The sequence below is a fragment of the Tenacibaculum agarivorans genome, assembly GCF_001936575.1.
GTDB lineage: Bacteria > Bacteroidota > Bacteroidia > Flavobacteriales > Flavobacteriaceae > Polaribacter > Polaribacter agarivorans.
This window is the reverse complement of the sequence record NZ_MSMP01000001.1, coordinates 202,783-222,025: the sequence shown is the minus strand read 5'-3', so window position 1 is coordinate 222,025 and position 19,243 is coordinate 202,783. Positions and strand designations below refer to the sequence as shown.

Annotated in this window: 22 protein-coding genes; 21 read left to right on the top strand and 1 reads right to left on the bottom strand. The window is 30.7% G+C overall.

The genetic code is table 11. The features are described 5' to 3' along the window. Positions 1-15: 15 nt before the first annotated feature. Entirely contained in the window at positions 16-669 is a 654-nt protein-coding gene (gene upp, locus BVC87_RS01010; RefSeq protein WP_075340473.1) for a uracil phosphoribosyltransferase, read from the top strand. Here the strand turns inward: upp and BVC87_RS01005 are convergent, their stop codons facing one another. After that, entirely contained in the window at positions 670-1,572 is a 903-nt protein-coding gene (locus tag BVC87_RS01005; RefSeq protein WP_075340472.1) for a DUF6427 family protein, read from the bottom strand. Positions 1,573-1,614: 42 nt separating this feature from the next. Here BVC87_RS01005 and BVC87_RS01000 point away from each other — a divergent pair, with 42 nt between their 5' ends. The 20 genes from BVC87_RS01000 to BVC87_RS00900 all read left to right on the top strand — a co-directional run bounded on the left by BVC87_RS01000 (position 1,615) and on the right by BVC87_RS00900 (position 19,240). After that, positions 1,615-1,833 (top strand): DUF6341 family protein, encoded by a 219-nt coding sequence (locus tag BVC87_RS01000; protein WP_075340471.1) that lies wholly within the window; start codon positions 1,615-1,617, stop codon positions 1,831-1,833. A gap of 14 nt (positions 1,834-1,847) precedes the next feature. Further along, entirely contained in the window at positions 1,848-2,519 is a 672-nt protein-coding gene (gene trmB, locus BVC87_RS00995; protein WP_075340470.1) for a tRNA (guanosine(46)-N7)-methyltransferase TrmB, read from the top strand. 69 nt (positions 2,520-2,588) lie between these two features. Then, positions 2,589-3,200, top strand: coding sequence for a hypothetical protein (locus tag BVC87_RS00990; protein ID WP_075340469.1), 612 nt, complete (start codon positions 2,589-2,591; stop codon positions 3,198-3,200). A gap of 3 nt (positions 3,201-3,203) precedes the next feature. Then, complete coding sequence (locus BVC87_RS00985; RefSeq protein WP_075340468.1) at positions 3,204-3,533, top strand: MGMT family protein; 330 nt, start codon at positions 3,204-3,206, stop codon at positions 3,531-3,533. A 102-nt stretch (positions 3,534-3,635) separates the two neighbouring features. Next, positions 3,636-4,766: an Mrp/NBP35 family ATP-binding protein gene (locus tag BVC87_RS00980; RefSeq protein ID WP_075340467.1), complete on the top strand. Its 1,131-nt coding sequence runs from the start codon at positions 3,636-3,638 to the stop codon at positions 4,764-4,766. Between the two features lie 66 nt (positions 4,767-4,832). After that, on the top strand, positions 4,833-5,069 hold the full coding sequence (locus BVC87_RS00975; protein WP_075340466.1) for a NifU family protein: 237 nt from the start codon (positions 4,833-4,835) through the stop codon (positions 5,067-5,069). 360 nt (positions 5,070-5,429) lie between these two features. Further along, a complete protein-coding gene (locus tag BVC87_RS00965) occupies positions 5,430-5,765 on the top strand; it encodes a 2Fe-2S iron-sulfur cluster-binding family protein (protein WP_075340464.1) in 336 nt (111 codons plus the stop codon). 36 nt (positions 5,766-5,801) lie between these two features. Continuing rightward, a complete protein-coding gene (locus tag BVC87_RS00960) occupies positions 5,802-6,104 on the top strand; it encodes a hypothetical protein (protein ID WP_075340463.1) in 303 nt (100 codons plus the stop codon). Positions 6,105-6,199: 95 nt separating this feature from the next. Next, on the top strand, positions 6,200-6,706 hold the full coding sequence (locus tag BVC87_RS00955; protein WP_075340462.1) for a ferritin: 507 nt from the start codon (positions 6,200-6,202) through the stop codon (positions 6,704-6,706). 289 nt (positions 6,707-6,995) lie between these two features. Beyond that, positions 6,996-8,153 (top strand): homogentisate 1,2-dioxygenase, encoded by a 1,158-nt coding sequence (locus tag BVC87_RS00950; protein ID WP_075340631.1) that lies wholly within the window; start codon positions 6,996-6,998, stop codon positions 8,151-8,153. Between the two features lie 50 nt (positions 8,154-8,203). Beyond that, complete coding sequence (locus BVC87_RS00945) at positions 8,204-8,563, top strand: four helix bundle protein (RefSeq protein WP_075340461.1); 360 nt, start codon at positions 8,204-8,206, stop codon at positions 8,561-8,563. A 50-nt stretch (positions 8,564-8,613) separates the two neighbouring features. Continuing rightward, positions 8,614-9,777 (top strand): 4-hydroxyphenylpyruvate dioxygenase, encoded by a 1,164-nt coding sequence (hppD, locus tag BVC87_RS00940; protein ID WP_075340630.1) that lies wholly within the window; start codon positions 8,614-8,616, stop codon positions 9,775-9,777. Between the two features lie 476 nt (positions 9,778-10,253). Further along, positions 10,254-10,445: a hypothetical protein gene (locus BVC87_RS00935; RefSeq protein WP_143569683.1), complete on the top strand. Its 192-nt coding sequence runs from the start codon at positions 10,254-10,256 to the stop codon at positions 10,443-10,445. A gap of 74 nt (positions 10,446-10,519) precedes the next feature. Continuing rightward, on the top strand, positions 10,520-11,437 hold the full coding sequence (locus BVC87_RS00930) for a tryptophan 2,3-dioxygenase family protein (RefSeq protein WP_075340459.1): 918 nt from the start codon (positions 10,520-10,522) through the stop codon (positions 11,435-11,437). Between the two features lie 295 nt (positions 11,438-11,732). Beyond that, positions 11,733-12,833, top strand: coding sequence for a hypothetical protein (locus BVC87_RS00925; RefSeq protein ID WP_075340458.1), 1,101 nt, complete (start codon positions 11,733-11,735; stop codon positions 12,831-12,833). A 151-nt stretch (positions 12,834-12,984) separates the two neighbouring features. Beyond that, positions 12,985-13,500: an RNA polymerase sigma factor gene (locus tag BVC87_RS00920; RefSeq protein WP_075340457.1), complete on the top strand. Its 516-nt coding sequence runs from the start codon at positions 12,985-12,987 to the stop codon at positions 13,498-13,500. A 4-nt stretch (positions 13,501-13,504) separates the two neighbouring features. Then, positions 13,505-14,425, top strand: a complete 921-nt coding sequence (locus BVC87_RS00915) for a FecR family protein (RefSeq protein WP_075340456.1) — start codon at positions 13,505-13,507, stop codon at positions 14,423-14,425. 2 nt (positions 14,426-14,427) lie between these two features. Then, positions 14,428-16,995: a TonB-dependent receptor gene (locus BVC87_RS00910; RefSeq protein ID WP_075340455.1), complete on the top strand. Its 2,568-nt coding sequence runs from the start codon at positions 14,428-14,430 to the stop codon at positions 16,993-16,995. 64 nt (positions 16,996-17,059) lie between these two features. Then, positions 17,060-17,845, top strand: coding sequence for a DUF3108 domain-containing protein (locus BVC87_RS00905; protein ID WP_075340454.1), 786 nt, complete (start codon positions 17,060-17,062; stop codon positions 17,843-17,845). Between the two features lie 84 nt (positions 17,846-17,929). Next, positions 17,930-19,240, top strand: coding sequence for a peptidoglycan DD-metalloendopeptidase family protein (locus BVC87_RS00900; protein ID WP_075340453.1), 1,311 nt, complete (start codon positions 17,930-17,932; stop codon positions 19,238-19,240). Positions 19,241-19,243 lie beyond the last annotated feature (3 nt).

The following is a 19,243-nucleotide window of genomic DNA, read 5'->3' as shown; positions in this document are numbered from 1 at the left end:
AGCCCATTCTAAACAATGAAAGTATATCATTTATCCCATCAGAACTCTATTTTAAACAAGTTTTTGAAAGAAATACGAGACCAAGAAATTCAAAAAGATGCGATGAGGTTTCGTAGAAATATCGAAAGGATTGGCGAGGTATTAGGCTACGAATTAAGTAAAAAATTAGAGTTTTCTTCTGAAGAAATAGTGACGTCTTTAGGTACAAAATCTACACAAACTATATCTGATGAAGTGGTTTTGTGTTCCATTTTGAGAGCTGGTTTACCTTTACACAATGGTGTGCTAAATTATTTTGACGATGCAGAAAATGCATTTATTTCTGCTTATCGATATCATCCAAATAATGATGAAGATTTTGAAATTATAGTTGAGTATTTTGCATCTCCACCTATTGATAACAAAACACTAATACTTATAGATCCAATGTTAGCTACAGGAAGATCATTAGTATCAGTATATTCAGCATTAAAACAATACGGTAAACCTAAGAAGATACATATTGTTTCTGTAATAGGTTCTTTAGATGGTATAGATTATATTAAAAATCATTTTCCGGTACATACTTCACTTTGGATCGCTGATATTGATAGAGATCTTAATGAAAAAGGATATATAGTTCCTGGTTTAGGAGATGCTGGAGATTTAGCATTTGGTCAAAAAATGTAATTATAAAAAATACACAAGGATAGATCCGCTAAAAATCAATAGTAAAATAAAATCGGCAAACCATTTTTTTTGAAATAATTCAAACCCATTAGCTATAATTAACGCAGATGGGAAAAGCAAATATAAAATTTCACTTCCAGTTCTATTTTGAACTAAAATTACCAATAGTATAGCTGTTATAAAATGGAAAAAAATTAGAATCCAACTCTTCCTAAAAAGATTTTTAACAGCTAAGGCTTTAGGACTTTTTAATGTTAAAGCTATAAAGGTTAATAGTCCAGAAAAGCTTAATAACAATTTGTTCACTAAAGCATCATAAATGGTAAAATCAAAGGTAAAAGACCAAGTAAAAAGATTCAAAAACTCATCAGTATTGTTATACCAAAATAGATAAGTGAAATATAGAATTAAAGGAACAGAAGAACCTAAAATAGGTGTAAACAAACGCCTAAAATCTATATGTTGATACATTGTGATGGATAAAAATGTAAGAGGAAAGAAAACAATAGAAAAAGGTTCTATTAAAAAAGAAACACCAATCCATAAGCCACTATCAAAAAGCTTTTTTATAACATTTTTTTTAGATTGCAAACTATATACTCTTCGTAGGTAAATTACCAAAACTAAATTGGAGTAAAAAAAGTTGTCGATTTTTAATACACTAGGGAAATAGCCTAGTAAAATGACGAAAATTAAGAAAAAGAATGAATTATCAAACGTTAATCCATTTCTTGAGTTTACAAAATTTACTAATCCAAAAAGGAGTAGAAACCATAAGGAAAACCCAAAATTCAAATTGTTAATATTCCCTGTATAGTAACTCGCAACTGTATAACAAGCGAAAAGAAGTATTATAAATACTGAATTTACAGGTTTAGTTGTGCTGAAAAAGTTGGTTAACATTTTTTCTTTTTATACTTTTGCAAACGTAAATATAATCAAGTTATGTTAGCATTAAATATTTTTAGATTAATTGGCGATTTATTTCAAGTTTTATTTATCCCTTTCGAGTGGATTCGTTTAACATTAGCTAAAGGCGCAGCAGGATGGTGGACTTCTAATGCTATCAACTGGATTTTCTTAGTAGTACTTCTTTTATTATTAACCTATTGGATAGGTCAAGCACTTAAATTCCAAAAAGAAGGTACTGAGGACAGAGCCTAATTCATTTCTGCATTTTGGGAAGCAAAAACAAATTAAAGCGTTTTAAAGAAAACGAAACCTTTGCTAACGTAATTCAACCTACAAGAGAAGAAGTAGTTAATAATTTTTCTTTGAAAGGAAAGTGGAATTCATTTTTTAAAAATGAAAATCCTATAGTTTTAGAGTTAGGTTGCGGTAAAGGAGAGTATACAATTGCACTAGCAGAAAAAAATCCTGATAAAAACTTCATTGGTATAGACATCAAAGGAGCACGTTTTTGGAGAGGAGCTAAAACTGCTATTGAAAATGATATGCAAAACGTTGCCTTTATTCGAACACAAATAGAACTTATTGATTTCATTTTTGGAGATAATGAAGTTAATGAAATTTGGATTACGTTTCCAGATCCACAAATCAAGTATAAAAGAACAAAGCATAGACTTACCAATACCGATTTCTTAAAGAAATATCATAAAATTCTTAAACAAGATTCATGTATCAACTTAAAAACAGATAGTGAGTTTATGCATGGTTATACTTTAGGTCTTTTGCATGGAGAAGGACATGAGATTTTGCATTCAAATCATGATGTCTATAAAAATTATTATTCTCCAGAAGAAGTAACCAGCACACAAACATTTTATGAACAGCAATATCTTGAACAAGGAAAGCCTATAACGTATATTAAATTTAAGTTGAATTACTAATTCGATAAGTTATTTAAGAAAGTTATGGTTGAGGTAAGCGTCTAAAATTGTAAATAAATAGTTTTAGTAATGCTCACTCATTTTATCCTAGGTTTTATAACATCATATCTTGGATTTACGCCGCCAAGTATGTTAAATCTAACAGTTGGAAAGATTTTTATCGATGAAAATAAAAAGGCAGCCCGTCGTTTTATTTTTGGGGCTGCAATTGTAGTTTTTTTTCAATTTCTTTCTAGTATAGTGGTTATTTCACTTATTCATAAAAATCCAGACATACTATTTTGGATCAAAAATATAGCAATACTAGTATTTATATATCTTTCCTTTTTCTATTTGAATAAAGAATTTTCTTCAAAAAAGAAAATACAACAAGTTTGTAGTCAAGAGAACTGTTTCTCATATGGAATAAAATTGTCATTTATTAATATGTTTGCCATTCCTTTTTTTGCATTAATGTATTCTTTTCTTGCTAATAAAGGTCTGATTTTAGATGCATACAGCTATCTGTTAGTTTTTGCTTTTGGAACTTCATTAGGGGTAATAGCTGTGCTATCTAGTTATATTTTATTAATTAAAAAGATGGAAAATAGAGTTTCAAAAGTCATGGTGTTTTTTAATCCTTTAATGAGTGCTATTACTGGATTTTTAGCGGTGCTAACTATAATTAAATTGTATTTTTAAAAAATGGAAGATTCTAAAAACTTTTTCGATAAAGTATATGAGGTTGCACGTTTAATTCCTTTTGGAAGAGTAACTAGTTATGGTGCAATTGCTAAATATTTAGGAGCGGCACGTTCCGCAAGAATGGTTGGTTGGGCAATGAATAATTCTTCAGGAAAAGAGGTGCCAGCACATAGAGTAGTTAACAGGAAAGGGATATTAACTGGTAAACATCATTTTGAAGGCACAAATTTAATGCAACAATTGTTAGAAAGCGAAGGTATTGTAGTAATAGAAAATCAAATCCAAGATTTTGAAACGATTTTTTGGGATCCGATGAAAGAATTATCTTAAATAATCATTAAAGTTTATCAAGCCATAAACAATCGCAATTCGCAGACTTTAGTATGTTAACTCTAAGCATTATCTTTGTAATTTAGAATTAATATAAAGGAAATGAGCTTTACAAAGCAGGAAATATATAAAGCGTTAGAAACCATTACTGCACCTGGAGAAGGTAAAAGTTTAGTGGAAAATGAAAACGTTAAAAATGTAGTTACTTTTGGTAATGAAGTTATAGTAGATGTTGTTATTGGAAATCCATCATTACAAGCGAAGAAGAAAGTTGAAGTTGAAATCATGAAAGCTATACATCAACATGTAGATCAGAAGATTGATGTAAAAGTGAATGTAAAAGCTGAGGTAAAACCAAAAGAAACCGTAAATCAAATCAGAGGTAAAGAAATTCCTAATATCAAGAATATTATAGCAATTGCCTCTGGTAAAGGTGGTGTAGGTAAATCTACAGTTACAGCAAATGTTGCTATTTCATTAGCTAAAATGGGATTCAATGTTGGAGTTTTAGATGCTGACGTTTATGGTCCATCACAACATATTATGTTTGATGTTGAACGAGAAAGACCATTATCAGTTAAAGTAGAAGGTAGGTCTAAAATGAAACCTGTAGAAAATTACGGTGTTAAGTTATTATCTCTAGGTTTCTTTACAAATCCAGATCAGGCAGTGATTTGGAGAGGACCAATGGCTTCAAAAGCATTAAATCAATTAATTTTTGATGCTGATTGGGGAGAGCTTGATTTCTTACTAATTGATTTGCCTCCAGGTACAGGAGATGTTCATCTTTCAATTGTTCAAGCATTACCAATTACAGGAGCTGTAGTAGTAAGTACACCACAAAATATCGCTTTAGCTGATGCTAAAAAAGGGGTAGCGATGTTCCAGCAAGAATCAATCAACGTACCTGTATTAGGTATTATTGAAAACATGGCATATTTCACTCCAGAAGAATTACCAGATAATAAATATTATATTTTTGGTAAGAATGGAGCTAAGAACTTATCAGAAGATCTAGAAACAGCATTTTTGGGAGAAATTCCAATAGTGCAGAGTATAAGAGAAGCAGGAGATGTTGGTCATCCTGTTGCGTTACAAAACGGAACAACTCTTGAAACATCGTTTAAAGAAATAACACAAGAAGTAGTATCACAATTATTAAAAAGAAATGCTAACTTGCCGCCTACAGAAGTTGTACGTATTACAACAATGAGCGGATGTAGCACAAAATAAATTTAGAATTCAGTTTATAAATTTAAAAATTCGTAAATCGTAATTCAGTAATCAAAATTGAATTTTATGTCAGTACAAGAAATACAAGACAAAGTAGAAAAAGCGTTAGAAGAAATTAGACCTTTCTTAATAAGTGATGGAGGAAACATTAAACTCTTATCTGTAGAAGATAATATAGTAAAAGTACAATTGGAAGGAGCTTGTAGTGGTTGTTCAGTAAACCAAATGACGCTTAAAAATGGAGTAGAAGCTACCATAAAAAGACATGCTCCGGAAATTGAAGAAGTAATTAATGTAGCATAATAAACATTATGTTATACCTTGTAATTAATTGTTTCGGTTACGAAGATTCTAGTCTTACTTGGTCAGATTTAGGTTTATTTAGTGTGTTTTCAGTTATCATTATCTATCTTTTACTTTCTTATTACAAAAGATTGATGAATGTAGTATCTAGTACGAATTTAGAAAAAGGAAAACAGTTAAATTCTCCAATTTTTTATGAGACAAAAGATGTTTTGTTACAGCCAAAAACTTTAAGGCTAAATAGTCTAGTAGAAGAAAAAACAGTTTCGATTTGGAATAAACTTTTAATTTATGTGCTTATTTTATGTGCAATATTCACTCCATTATATAAATTGCTAGGTGTCGATTATTTTTTATGATATGGAAAGTCAAGATATTACTTTAAAGATCACAGATCGTGAAGGAGTAACTCACGATATTCAAGCGCCTACAGATATGAATATGAATTTAATGGAAGTAATTCGCTCTTACGAATTAGCTCCAGAAGGAACCATTGGTATTTGTGGGGGAATGACTATGTGTGCTTCGTGTCAATGCTATGTGAAATCAGATCATGATCTCCCAGAAATGACTGATGATGAAGATGCTATGTTAGCAGAGGCTTTTTATGTAGAAGATAACAGTCGTTTAGGTTGTCAAATTCATATGACTCCAGAATTAGATGGATTAGAAGTTGAGATAGCTCCTGAAAGTTAATTTTAATTTATTCTAAATAAGTCTTACATTTGCAATATGAATGTAGATGTAAGAGTTGAATACGAAATAGATCTTAAAGAGATCACATTTTGTAAGTACGAGTTAAAAACAATCAATAAAAGAATCTTGTTATCATTCCCTCAATTATTACAATTGAGAAAAAATGTTTACAGCCTTACAAAGCCAGAAACTTTATATGATGTTATTGATTCAGAGAATTTTGTATTGCTTTTTGTAGCTGACAAACAGCATTTAATTTACTTAGATATTCCTCAAATCTTAAACTTAAGAAATACTATAGATTCATTTTTTTATAGTTTTAAATCAGTTTCAGTCTAAATAATATCCTTATTTAGACTTCCTTTAAATTTTGATAGCCAGTTTTTTACGGTTATGTATTGTCGTATTTTTGTAAAACACAAAATTAGAATATCATGAAAACAGCAATAAGAAAACAAATGACAATAAATCCTGTTGTTATGGATTTATTAAATAGTCAAATAGCATTAGAAATGAAAGCCTCTGCGTCTTATTTAGCTATGGCTTCATGGTGTGATCAAAGAGAGCTATTAAATAGTAAATCGTTTTTCTATAAGCAAGCAGAAGAAGAAAGAGAGCATGCAATGAAAATATTTACGTTTATCAATGATAATGGAGGAGCAGCAATCTCTCCAAGTGTAGAAAATGTAAATAATGATTTCGAGAGTTTAAGAGCGATTTATGAAATGTCATTAGAGCAAGAAATTAATGTAACTGAGTCAATCTTTAAAATCTTCAAAACAGCTAGAAAAGAAGATGATTTTGTAACGGAAGTGTTTTTACAATGGTTCATTTCAGAACAATCTGAAGAAGAAGATACAATGAGAAGTATCATTGATGTTTTCGATTTAATGGAAGGAATGCCGTTAAAAATGATAGACGAAAGATTACCAAAAGAATAATTTTCTTACCTTATAAAAAAACCGAAGCTAAATTGCTTCGGTTTTTTTATGAAATAATACTAGAGATTTAGAATAAAAGCCAAAATCTTTTCTACTTTTCTTATATTTGTACTGCAACAACTAAATCGCTTAAAATGTATTGGTTAGGCTTATTATCACACTTAAAATTTTTGATTAAGCGAAATCCTGAATAGTTTTCAATGTAGCTATTAGTCAATTAAAAAATGTAATGGATGTACTACATTATCCATCCTTGCATAGCTATATTAACGAATTAATACATTACAAAATGCCTTTTTATCACAAATTAGGAAAAATACCACCAAAACGTCATACACAATTCCGTAAAGAAGACGGAAGTTTATATTATGAACAGTTATTTGGTACTATCGGATTTGATGGAATGTCATCAAACTTATACCATGAACATAGACCAACTCAGGTAAAAGAAATAAAAGAACAATACTCAGTTGCGCCGAAAATCGCAAAGAAAAATAATATTCAGTCATATCGTTTTAGAGGATTTCAAGTTCCTCAAGTACAAGATTATCTAGAGAGTAGAAAAATTGTACTAACAAATTCTGATTGTAATATTATTTTATCAGCACCAAAATCCTCTACTGAAAATTATTTTTATAAGAATACAGACGCAGATGAAGTGATTTTTGTGCATAGAGGAACAGGTAAACTAAGAACACATATGGGGAATTTAGATTTCAAATATGGAGATTACTTGGTAATTCCACGTGGTATGATTTACAAATTAGATTTCGATACGGAAGACAATCGTTTGTTTATTGTAGAATCCTATCGACCTGTATATACTCCAAAAAGATACCGTAATTGGTTCGGGCAATTATTAGAGCATGCTCCTTTTTGCGAGAGAGATATTCGTCAACCACAAGAGTTAGAAACTCATAATCAAAAGGGAGACTTTTTAATAAAAATTAAAAAACAGGACGAGATCATAGAAATGGTGTACGCTACACATCCTTTTGATGTTGTTGGTTATGATGGATTCAATTATCCATATGCATTTTCTATTCACGACTTCGAACCAATAACGGGAAGAGTACATCAGCCGCCGCCAGTACATCAAACTTTTGAAACAGACGCTTTTGTAATCTGTAGTTTTGTACCAAGATTATACGATTATCATCCGCAAGCAATTCCAGCTCCTTACAATCATAGTAATATTGATTCTGATGAAGTTTTATATTACGTAGATGGTGATTTTATGAGTAGAAATGATATTGATGCAGGACATATTTCATTACACCCTGCTGGTATTCCTCATGGTCCACACCCTGGAGCAACAGAAAGAAGTATAGGAAAAACAGAGACTGAAGAATTAGCTGTAATGGTAGATACCTTTAAGCCATTAATGGTAACAGAAGAAGCAATGAAGATAGCTGATGATACGTATTATCAGTCTTGGCTTGAATAAAGTTAAACTTAGACTGCTAGAAAAGAGAATCAAGAAAAAAGATAAATTAAATGAAAAATAGAAAAAGACATAATTATAAAAACCTTAAAATTTGGAGTTTGGGTATTGAAATCGTAGATGATGTATATAAGATTACAGATTTGTTTCCTAAAGAAGAAAAATTTGGTTTAGTATCTCAAATTAATAGATGTTCAGTTTCGATTCCTAGTAATATAGCTGAAGGATCATCTAGAACGGATAAGTCTTTTTCTCATTTTATAGATGTTTCGTTGGGCTCATCATTTGAGTTAGAAACACAATTAATAATTGCTTTTAAAAGGAATTATATAACAAACACACAAATTAAAAAAATAGAAGATAAAATAGCAGAGTTTCAGAAAATGACAATGAGTTTTCAGAATAAACTATAAATATGTCTCTTCTCTCTATTCTAACTTCTCTATTCAAATTCAGAGTTAAGATGAGTAACAAAGAAAAAAAATCAGTAAACTACGGTTTAGAAAAAATATTTGAAGGAGCACAAGATTTCCTTCCACTTTTAGGTACAGATTACGTTGAATTTTACGTAGGAAATGCAAAACAAGCAGCTCATTTTTATAAAACAGCATTTGGTTTCCAGTCTTTAGCATATAAAGGTTTAGAAACAGGATCAAAAGATGAGGTAAGTTATGTGTTAGTACAAGATAAAATACGTTTAGTATTAACGACTCCATTAAACAGTAAATCGCCAATTAATGATCATATTGTAAAGCATGGAGATGGTGTTAAGGTAGTAGCACTTTGGGTAGAAGATGCACGTTCAGCTTGGGAAGAAACTACAAAAAGAGGAGCTAAATCCTATATGGAACCTACGGTAACTAAAGATGAACAAGGAGAAGTAGTACGTTCTGGTATTTATACGTATGGAGAAACTGTACATATGTTTGTAGAACGTAAGAATTACAAGGGTATGTTTATGCCAGGATTTATGGAATGGAAGTCTGATTATAACCCACCTTCAGCAGGTTTAAAATACATTGATCATATGGTCGGAAATGTAGGTTGGGGGCAAATGAATACATGGGTGAAATGGTATGAAGATGTAATGGGATTTGAAAATTTTTTATCATTTGATGATAAACAAATCCATACAGAATACTCAGCATTAATGAGTAAAGTGATGAGTAATGGAAACGGTCGAGTGAAATTCCCAATTAATGAGCCAGCTAAAGCAGCAAAACGTTCGCAAATTGAAGAATATTTAGATTTTTATGAAGGAGAAGGAGTTCAACATATTGCTGTAGCTACAGATGATATTATCAAAACAGTGGCACAGCTAAAAGCAAATGGGGTAGAGTTTTTACCGCCTCCGCCGCAAGCTTATTACGATATGATTCCTGAACGCTTAGGTGCTCATAAAGATATGATGAAAGAAGATATATCTAAGTTACAAGAATTATCAATTTTAGTAGATGCAGATGAAGAAGGATATTTATTACAAATTTTTACCAAACCAGTTGAAGATAGACCAACATTATTCTTTGAAATTATTCAAAGAATGGGAGCAAGAGGTTTTGGAGCAGGAAATTTTAAAGCGCTATTTGAATCTATAGAAAGAGAACAACAACGAAGAGGAACGCTATAGCTATATAGTTTTGAAGATCAGAACCAAGAAGGTAATATCTTTCTTGGTTCTTTTTCTTTTGTGTAAATAGAATTATACGATTTACGATTAATTTTTATGTATACATTAATTCAAGATCCTCGACAAAAAATTTGAGAAACGGCTGTAGTGACATATTACTAAAAAAACGACCTATTGATAAGAATTTGTAAAAATCAAGGTAGTAGGGTTGGCTGAAGGATGAAAAGCTGTTTGAGCGATAGCGAGTTCTTTTCATCTGTGGTTGGTGATACCGTAGTATTTTTAAATTCTTATCATTTCAGTCTTGATTTTTGTGAATCCTGTCTTGAGCGCAGTCGAAAGGTTGCATCAAGGCAAAGGAGAGGAAGTATAGGTTATTTGTGTAAATGATTGTTTTTTCAGTATTAAAAAAAAATGTCAATGATAGATTCTCGACAAAATATTTATGCGAAATTGTATTCCAAAAATGTATTATAATGCGATTTAAAAGACCTAAAATAATCGGTACTTTAAGAGTAAATATGATGTTATCTGGTGATTATGCTGTAATTAATGACATAAAAAATGCACCTAATAAGATAATTATTCCTTGTAATACCATAAAAGAAGGAGAAAATATTATTGAGGAAATAAAAAAAGCTAAATTTGGAGACATCTTACATTTTTAATTATAAATATAATTTTGAGGATAAGATAAAGTCTTTTGTCTTTGCTCTCAGAGTCTTGAATCTAGAAACAACAAATGAATAGAGAAGAATTATTAAAAGCTATAGAGGAAAAATATGATAAGTTAGGAGTTCCTGTAGAAGCTATGCTAGAAGGATTGTTGTGGAGTAAACCCATAACATATTGGGACTATATTCAAACAGATGCTTTATTAGGCTTACAAATTCCTAGAACAACAGAGCCAGATGAAATGGTATTTATTATGTATCATCAGGTGAATGAATTGTTGTTTAAGATGATTCTTTGGGAAATAGATCAAGTAGCAAAAAGTGCTGAGGTTACCGCAGAAAAGTTTTCAAAACATTTAATGCGAATAAGTAGATACTTTGATGTATTATGTAATTCTTTCAATGTAATGGGAGAAGGAATGGACCTAGAGCAATATCTGAAATTCCGTAATACATTAACGCCTGCAAGTGGCTTTCAAAGTGCGCAATACAGAAAAATTGAATTTGCTTCTACAGAATTAATCAATTTAATTGATATTCGTTTTAGAGCAACTATAGATCAAAGTTCTTCATTTAAAAATGCTTACGATCACTTGTACTGGCAAGCAGCTGGTAAAAATTATAGTACCGGACAAAAAACAACACTTCTGAAGTTGTTTGAGAAAAAATATATGGGTGAGTTTATAGAATTTATGGAAGACTATAATGATATTAATTTATCTAAAAAGTTTCAACAACTACCTAAAGATATTCAAGAAGATGAAGCATTAATAAAAGCAATGAGGCATTATGATTATACGGTAAATGTAAAATGGGTGATGGCACATTATAATGCAGCAGGAAAGTATCTTGGTGGAAGTGAGAAGGATTTAGAAGCAACAGGAGGGAGTAGTTGGCGAAAATATTTACATCCTAAATATCAAAGAAGAGTCTTTTTTCCATACTTATGGAGCGAACAAGAATTAGAGAACTGGGGTACTTTTTAAGTAGAAAATCCATAAAATTAAACAAAGAAGATCGGCAAAATATGTCGGTCTTCTTTGTTTTTTACAAAAAAGTGTAGGGTATTTTTAATTTCAGTAGTATTAGATATGTAAACATCATAAAAAAATAAAAACATATTAAAAATGATATACTCAAGTGAATTTTGTCTACTATTATTAGGATGCATTGTAGTATTGGCAACGTATTTAGAAACAGATAATTATTTTTTTTAAAAAATACATAGGGTAAAAAAAAAGTCAATTGTATTAAACATGTATAAATAAAAAATAGTTTAAAATGAAACACATTCAAACATTAGTATTTGGTTTAAGTTTGGCTTTCTTCATGAGTTGTGCTGATGCTGAATTCACTCCTATTGAAGACGAACAATCAAATCAAGATCAACAAGGCGGTAATGACCAAAATGATCAAGAAGAATTAATTTTTGCATTTGACTTTGAACAAGGAAATGAAGACTTTGTAACACATTCTTCAGGAGATTTTCCTGCAAATGAACCGGTAAATGATAGAGGGCAAGTAGATAATACTTGTGGGACTCTTTTTAGAGGTAAAACCGAAGATTTCACGCCATGGAGAGGTTATGATTTCAAAGGTAACGAAACTAACTTTATGGGTCTAGATATGGGGGCTTGTGAAGGTTTCTTTGAAGCTGTTGTAGAAACAAGTTTTTATCTTGAAGAGAGCTTGGAACAAGGTGAAGCAACACTTTCTTTCAAGTATTATATGCCCGGAAATTTTACAGGTTGGGATAACAGTTATATCATGAATGTTATTATCGAATATGCAAATTCTAACAATGATTTCAGTAATGATCCTAATTTTGAAGATGTATTAGTAAGGTTTTCACCAGAAGTAAATCAAGATGGCTGGGTAGATTTTTCAGAAGTAATACCAACATCTATAGATGCAGGAGAATATAGTGTTATCGTTAGAATTGTTGGGGCATCTGCGGCTATTGATGATATAAAGTTAACAAAGCCTGTTGGAAATAACGATCAAGACGATAATGGCGATAATGATGGTCAGGACGGTGACAATGATCAAGATGACAATGGCGATAATGATGGTCAGGACGGTGACAATGATCAAGATGACAATGGCGATAATGATGGTCAGGATGGCGACAATGATCAAGGTAATGGCGATAACGATGGTCAGGATGGTGATAATGATCAAGATGACAATGGCGATAATGATGGTCAGGATGGTGACAATGATCAAGATGATAATGGCGATAATGATGGTCAGGATGGTAACAATGATCAAGGTAATGGCGATAACGATGGTCAGGACGGTGATAATGATCAAGACAATGATGGTCAAAATGGCGAGAATGATAATGACCAAGATGATGAAGATGAGAATCAAGGAAATTAGGTCATAAATTTTAAGAGTAATTAAGAAGTTTCTTACTTTAAAACAGAAGTTCAAGGTTACATAAGACCTGTCTTGTGTGCCTTGACTTCTCAAGATAAACTAAGAATAAAAAAGGATAAGAGTTGATACAAAAGATGTTATCTTTGCCTCGATGAAGCAAGATGAAAAATCATTATGTAATTCGGAGGTTTTCGAGCAAGTTTATAAAAGTCATGTCACTGCATTACGTGATTATGTATATTACAAATCTGGAGACATAGATGTAGCAGAAGATGTTGTGCAAGATTGCTTCATGAAAATTTGGAATAATTGTGCTGATATTATAGTAGATAGTGTAAAATCATTACTGTATAGAATGGCGACAAATTCCTTTTTAAATACAGTAAAGCACAAAAAAGTAATTCTTGAGCATCAAAAACTAAAACCGAATAGTGATTACACAAACGAAAATCCTGAATTTGTGCTTGAGGAAAAGGAATTTTTAAGTAAACTTCAATCAGCTATTGCTGATTTACCTGAAAAAGATAGAGAAGTATTTTTATTAAATAGAATTGATAAGAAGAAATATAGGGAGATAGCAGATTTATTGCAGATTTCAATTAAAACAGTTGAAAAGAGAATGAGCAGTGCTCTAAAGCAGTTAAGACAGAAAATAGAAGGAATATAGATTGATGGAAAATCAAGAGTTTGACATATTATTAAATAAATTTATTGAAGGAACGATCTCTTCGGAAGAGTTTTCTAAACTAGAAACTCAAAAAGGATTCAATTCATATCAAAAAATCCTTGAAGCTTCTTCAGAATTTTCGACACCTCATATTGACGAAGATGAGTCGTTTAATAATTTCATGAAGAAAACTGCAGGAAAAGAAATAAAACCAACTCCAGTTAGAAAGTTAAATCGAACATATATTTTAAGTGGTATAGCAGCATCTTTGCTATTGTTTTTTGGGTTATTTCAATTCCTAAATACTAATGAAACGTATACAACAGGTTTTGGAGAGCAATTAGCAGTTGTTTTACCAGATGGATCAAAAGTTCAATTAAATTCAGATTCTTCTCTTAAATTTAACAAAGGGAGCTGGGATAATAATAGAAAAGTAGAACTTGAAGGAGAAGCTTATTTTAAAGTTCAAAAAGGAAGTCAATTTAAAGTAGAAACAGTAGAAGGAACAGTAAGTGTGTTAGGTACTCAGTTTAATGTAAATCAACATAAAAATTTTTTAGAAGTACAGTGTTTTGAAGGTAAAGTGAAGGTAGAAAGAAATGACAATGAAGTAATTTTAGTTAGAGGAGAAGCTGTTAGACAAATTAAAGATCAAACACTTGAAAAGTGGAATTTTATAAATACTGCACCTACATGGAAAATGTTTGAGAGTAGTTTTACAAATACACCGCTTAGATACGTAGTAGAGAACTTAATAAAGACATATGGTGTAACTGTTGTTACAGATAATATAGATTTAAATAAACGTTTTTCAGGTAGTTACCCTACAAGAAATATTACAGTTGCTCTAGAAACTATTACCACTTCAATGAACTTAACATACAACTTAAACAACAAAAAAGTAGTATTACGTCCACAACAGTAGTAATGTTAAAAGTAAAAGTATTCATCATAAGTTTTTTATGTTCAATAGTACTCTTTTCACAAAAAAAAGAGCAAGAAACATTAAAGGAAGTCTTACAAACTATAGAAAAGACATTCAATATTAAATTTTCATTTTCTGAAGAATTAATTCAAGGTAAATCTATTGAAATCAGTAATGATGGAGATGTATTAGCTACGATTCTAACTGAAATTGAGCAAAAAACAGGGTTGCTAATAAAAAAGATAAACAACCGTTACTATACTGTTTCAACAAATAAAAACATAGAAGTTTGTGGATATATTTTAGATTTAAATTCTAAGGACCCACTAATAAATGTAACTGTTTTAGCAAAAAATACAGGAGTAAGTACTGATGAGAAAGGGTATTTTAAAGTGAAAAACCTTAAAGAAACAGATACACTTTCATTTTCTTATGTGGGGTATACTCCTATCCAAAAAACAGTATCAGAATTACGTGCTAAAACATGTAAAATTATATATTTAAATGAAGCAGAAAATGTTTTAAATGAAGTTATAATTTCTAGTTATTTAACTACCGGAGTTGCTAAAAATAACGATGGGTCAATAGTGTTAACACCAAGAAAACAAGGAGTTTTACCTGGGTTGACAGAGGCTGATGTGTTATTGAGTACTCAGCAATTACCAGGAATACAAAGTCCTATTGAAAATGCTTCAGGTATTCACATTCGAGGGGGTACACCAGACCAGAATTTAATTTTATTTGATGGTATTAAATTGTATAATACGTCACACTTTTTTGGTTCCATCTCAGCATTCAATCCTTATGTAGTAGATAATGTAACGGTGTATAAAAATGCATCTAATGTAAAGTATGGAAATCATATTTCTGGAGTTATCGATATTAAAACGATGACTGATGTGCCTAAAAAAATAAGTGCTGGAGCAGGATTCAATTTTACAAATGCAGATGTAAACACAACCTTTCCCATTGGAGAAAAAGTAGGAATTCAATTTTCCTTTAGGCGTTCAATATCTGATCTTTTAAATACTCCAACATTTGATAGACTTTCGCAAAAAGTATTTCAAAATACTGTTATTGCAGAAGGAAAAACATTAGCAGAAGAACAACCTTTTATAGAAAATGAAAATAACTTTAGTTTTATTGACTTTAATACTAAAGTCATCTTTAAACCTAACAGCAATAATACATTTTCATTACAACAAATTAGAATCAAAAATGATCTAAAATATATATTAGATAATAACGATGATAATGAAAGACGATTTGATTTTATAGATATTCAAAATGAAGGATATGGTATAACATGGAACAAAAAATGGAATACTAATTTATCGCAAAATACCAGTGTACATTATACAAATTATACATTATTCTATGATGGAAATAAACAACGAGACAATGCTGTTTATGATTTTACTATTAAGAATAATGAAATAAAAGAAGTTGCTTTTAGTACTGTGTTTAGTCAGAAATTAAATGCAATAAGTGAATTGAACTTCGGATATGAGTTTACAAATAGTAATATTTCATTTAATTTAGAACAAGAAAACCTTGATTTGTTTACAAGATCAGATAATAGAGATCGAAAAACAAACAATCAACAGACACTTTTAGCAGAACTCGTATTAAACAAATCAAAAAAATACAATGTAAATGTTGGTTTGAGAACTAGTTATATGCCATTATTAGATAAGACATTTTTTGAACCAAGAATATATGGTAGGATTATGGTTTTACCTTCTTTTTGGATAAATACTTCGGCAGAAATAAAACAACAATATACAAGTAGAATTACTGAGATATTTACATCTGATTTTGGTTTAGAAAACGAATTATGGGCAATATCTAATGGTAAAGAAATACCAGTTTTACAAAGTAAACAGGTAACTTTAGGTGTATTGTTTGATAAAAAAGGCTGGTTGATTGATGCTGAAGCTTATTATAAAAACATAGATGGGTTAACGACTTTATCTACTGGCTTTGAAGATACAACTACGGGAGAAACCATTTATAATGGAAGTATAAGAGTTTTAGGAGCGGATTTTTTGCTTAAAAAGAAATGGTCAAATAATATAAGTACATGGGTGAGTTATGCAATTGGTGAAAATGAATCTAATTTTGCAGGGCTAAATAAAGGAAATACATTTAGTGGTAACTTTAATATTTCTAATTCAGTATATATAGCACAGCAAGTAAAGTTTGGAAAATTTGATTTTTCCTTAGGTTGGTCGCATAGAACAGGTTTACCCTTCAGTGAAGTTTTAGATAGAGGATTTGATGTTGAGCAAGTTTCCCTTGGACAAGAACTAGGACCATTAAACGATAAAAAGTTACCAAGTTACCATCGTTTAGATGCTTCTGCAACTTATGATTTTTATTGGAGTAAGAAAAGAAAAGTAAAATCTAAAATAGGAGTATCCTTAATTAATATTTACGACAGGAAAAATATTCTTAGAAGAACCTACGAAAAAGACGTAGATGAATTAACAGGATCAAAGGTAATTAATACTGTAGATACCTTTTCTTTAGGTTTTACACCAAACTTTGTTTTTAGAGTTAGATTTTAGTTAAAAAAAGCTAATTATTTTTTTGGAACAATAATTGTCATACTTTTTTTATAAGTTTGAAGATATGAGAAGGTTATTCACATTTTTAGTCGTATTCAGTAGTGTACTACTACTTAATTCACAAGAAACTACCACTCCTGCGTTTAAAGGAGGAGAGTGGCTTAGTTATAGAATGAGTTATAGTGGATTCTTAAAAGCAGGAACTGCTACATTAGAATTAAAGGAAACCAATTATGAAGGCAAATCTGTACTCCATGCTATAGGAAAAGGAGAAACTTCTAGTGTCATTGGTTGGTTTTTTAAAGTTGATGATAAGTACGAAAGTTATTTTGATAGTACTGAGGTATTGCCACTATTCTTTAAAAGAAAGGTAAGAGAAGGAGGTTTCAGAATGAAAAGAGAGATTAAATTTGATCATAATAAAGAAACTGCACATGTTAAAGATCTTTTGAAAAACAGAGACAGTGTGATTTCTGTAAAGAGTCCTCAAGACATGATTTCTACATTTTATTTTCTTAGAAGTCAAAACACAAAAGAACTTAAAAATGGAGATGAAATAGATGTTGATATGTTTTTTGATGAAAAATCATTTCCTTTCAAATTACGTTGTTTAGGTTTCGAAACATTAGAAACAAAATTCGGTAAGGTTAGAACTCAAAAATTTAGACCCCTAGTACAAGCAGGACGAGTATTTAAAGCTCAAGAGAGTGTTACGATATGGATTACAGCAGACGATAATAAAATTCCTGTAAAGCTAAGTGCATCACTTTCAGTAGGATCTCTAAGAGCCGAATTAGAGGCTTATAAGGGATTGGCAAATCCTTTCGAAATCATTTTCGATAAAAGCTAATTTGTTTACATAGTGTTAAATTGGTTATTTCATATGCTTTTATTTGTACATTTGCCTTTTGAGGAGATCTAAAAAGAGCGACAATTGAAGGCCAATTACTATTTCTATATATTACTATTAACTATTTTTTTATTTTCATCTTGTAAGCAAGAAAAACCAGAAGAAACTCCGGAAGAAGTTGCTGAGGTTGTTGTACCTGAACCGGATATTAGATATGGTTTTAACTTTGATAACTACAAGGTAATCAATGATACTATAAAAAGTGGTGAAAGTTTTGGAATTATATTGGATAGACATCATGTCTTTTACCCTAAAATTAATGAAATTTCAACCACTATAAAAGATACTTTTGACGTTAGAAAAGTAAGAGCAGGGAAACCCTATACAATTCTAGCTTCTAAAGATACTTCTGAAATTGCTCAGGTATTTATTTACAAGCATAATAAAATAGAATCTACAGTAATTAATTTCCAAGACTCAATTATTAAAGCTTATAGATATAAGCAACCAGTTAGAATAATCGAAAGAGAAATATCAGGAAGAATTATAGATAATTTCTCACAAGCTTTAGATACATTAGGTTATGGACCTACTTTAGCTAACGAAGTTGCAGATATTTACTCATGGACGGTTGATTTTTACCGACTTCAAAAAGATGATACTTTCAAGATTGTTTTTGAGCAAAAGTTTATTAATGATACAGTTCCTGTAGGCTATGGGAAAGTTAAAGCAGCAGTATTTAATCACAAGAGTAATGATTTATACGCATATCGTTATGTAGCTGATTCAATCAAAGGAGATGTAGATTATTATGATGATGAAGCAGGATTATTGAGAAGGCAATTTTTAAAATCACCAATTAAATTCCAATACCGAATTTCTTCAAGATATAATTTAAGAAGACGAATAGCTCTTTATGGAAATAAAGTAAGACCACATAGAGGTACAGATTTTGCAGCAGCATATGGAACACCAATCATGACAACTGCAAGTGGAACGGTTGTAGAATCGGCAAGAAGAGGTGGGAATGGTAATTATGTAAAAGTAAAACATAATAGTACGTATAGCACTCAATATTTACACATGAAAAGGCGTAAAGTTAGAGTAGGAGATTATGTAAAACAAGGAGATATTATAGGTTGGGTAGGTATGACAGGTAATACTAGTGGTCCACATGTATGTTATCGTTTCTGGAAGAATGGAAGGCAAGTAGATCCTTTTAGGCAAAAGCTACCTACAGCAAAACCAATGGCAGATAGCTTGAAACCAAAATATTTCGAATTTATTAACCCGCTGAGAAAACAATTAGATAATATTCCTTTACCTTTAAAAAATGAAGAAATAAAGGATGAACATCCTACAACAGAGGAACAAATTATCGCAAACAACAACTAATCA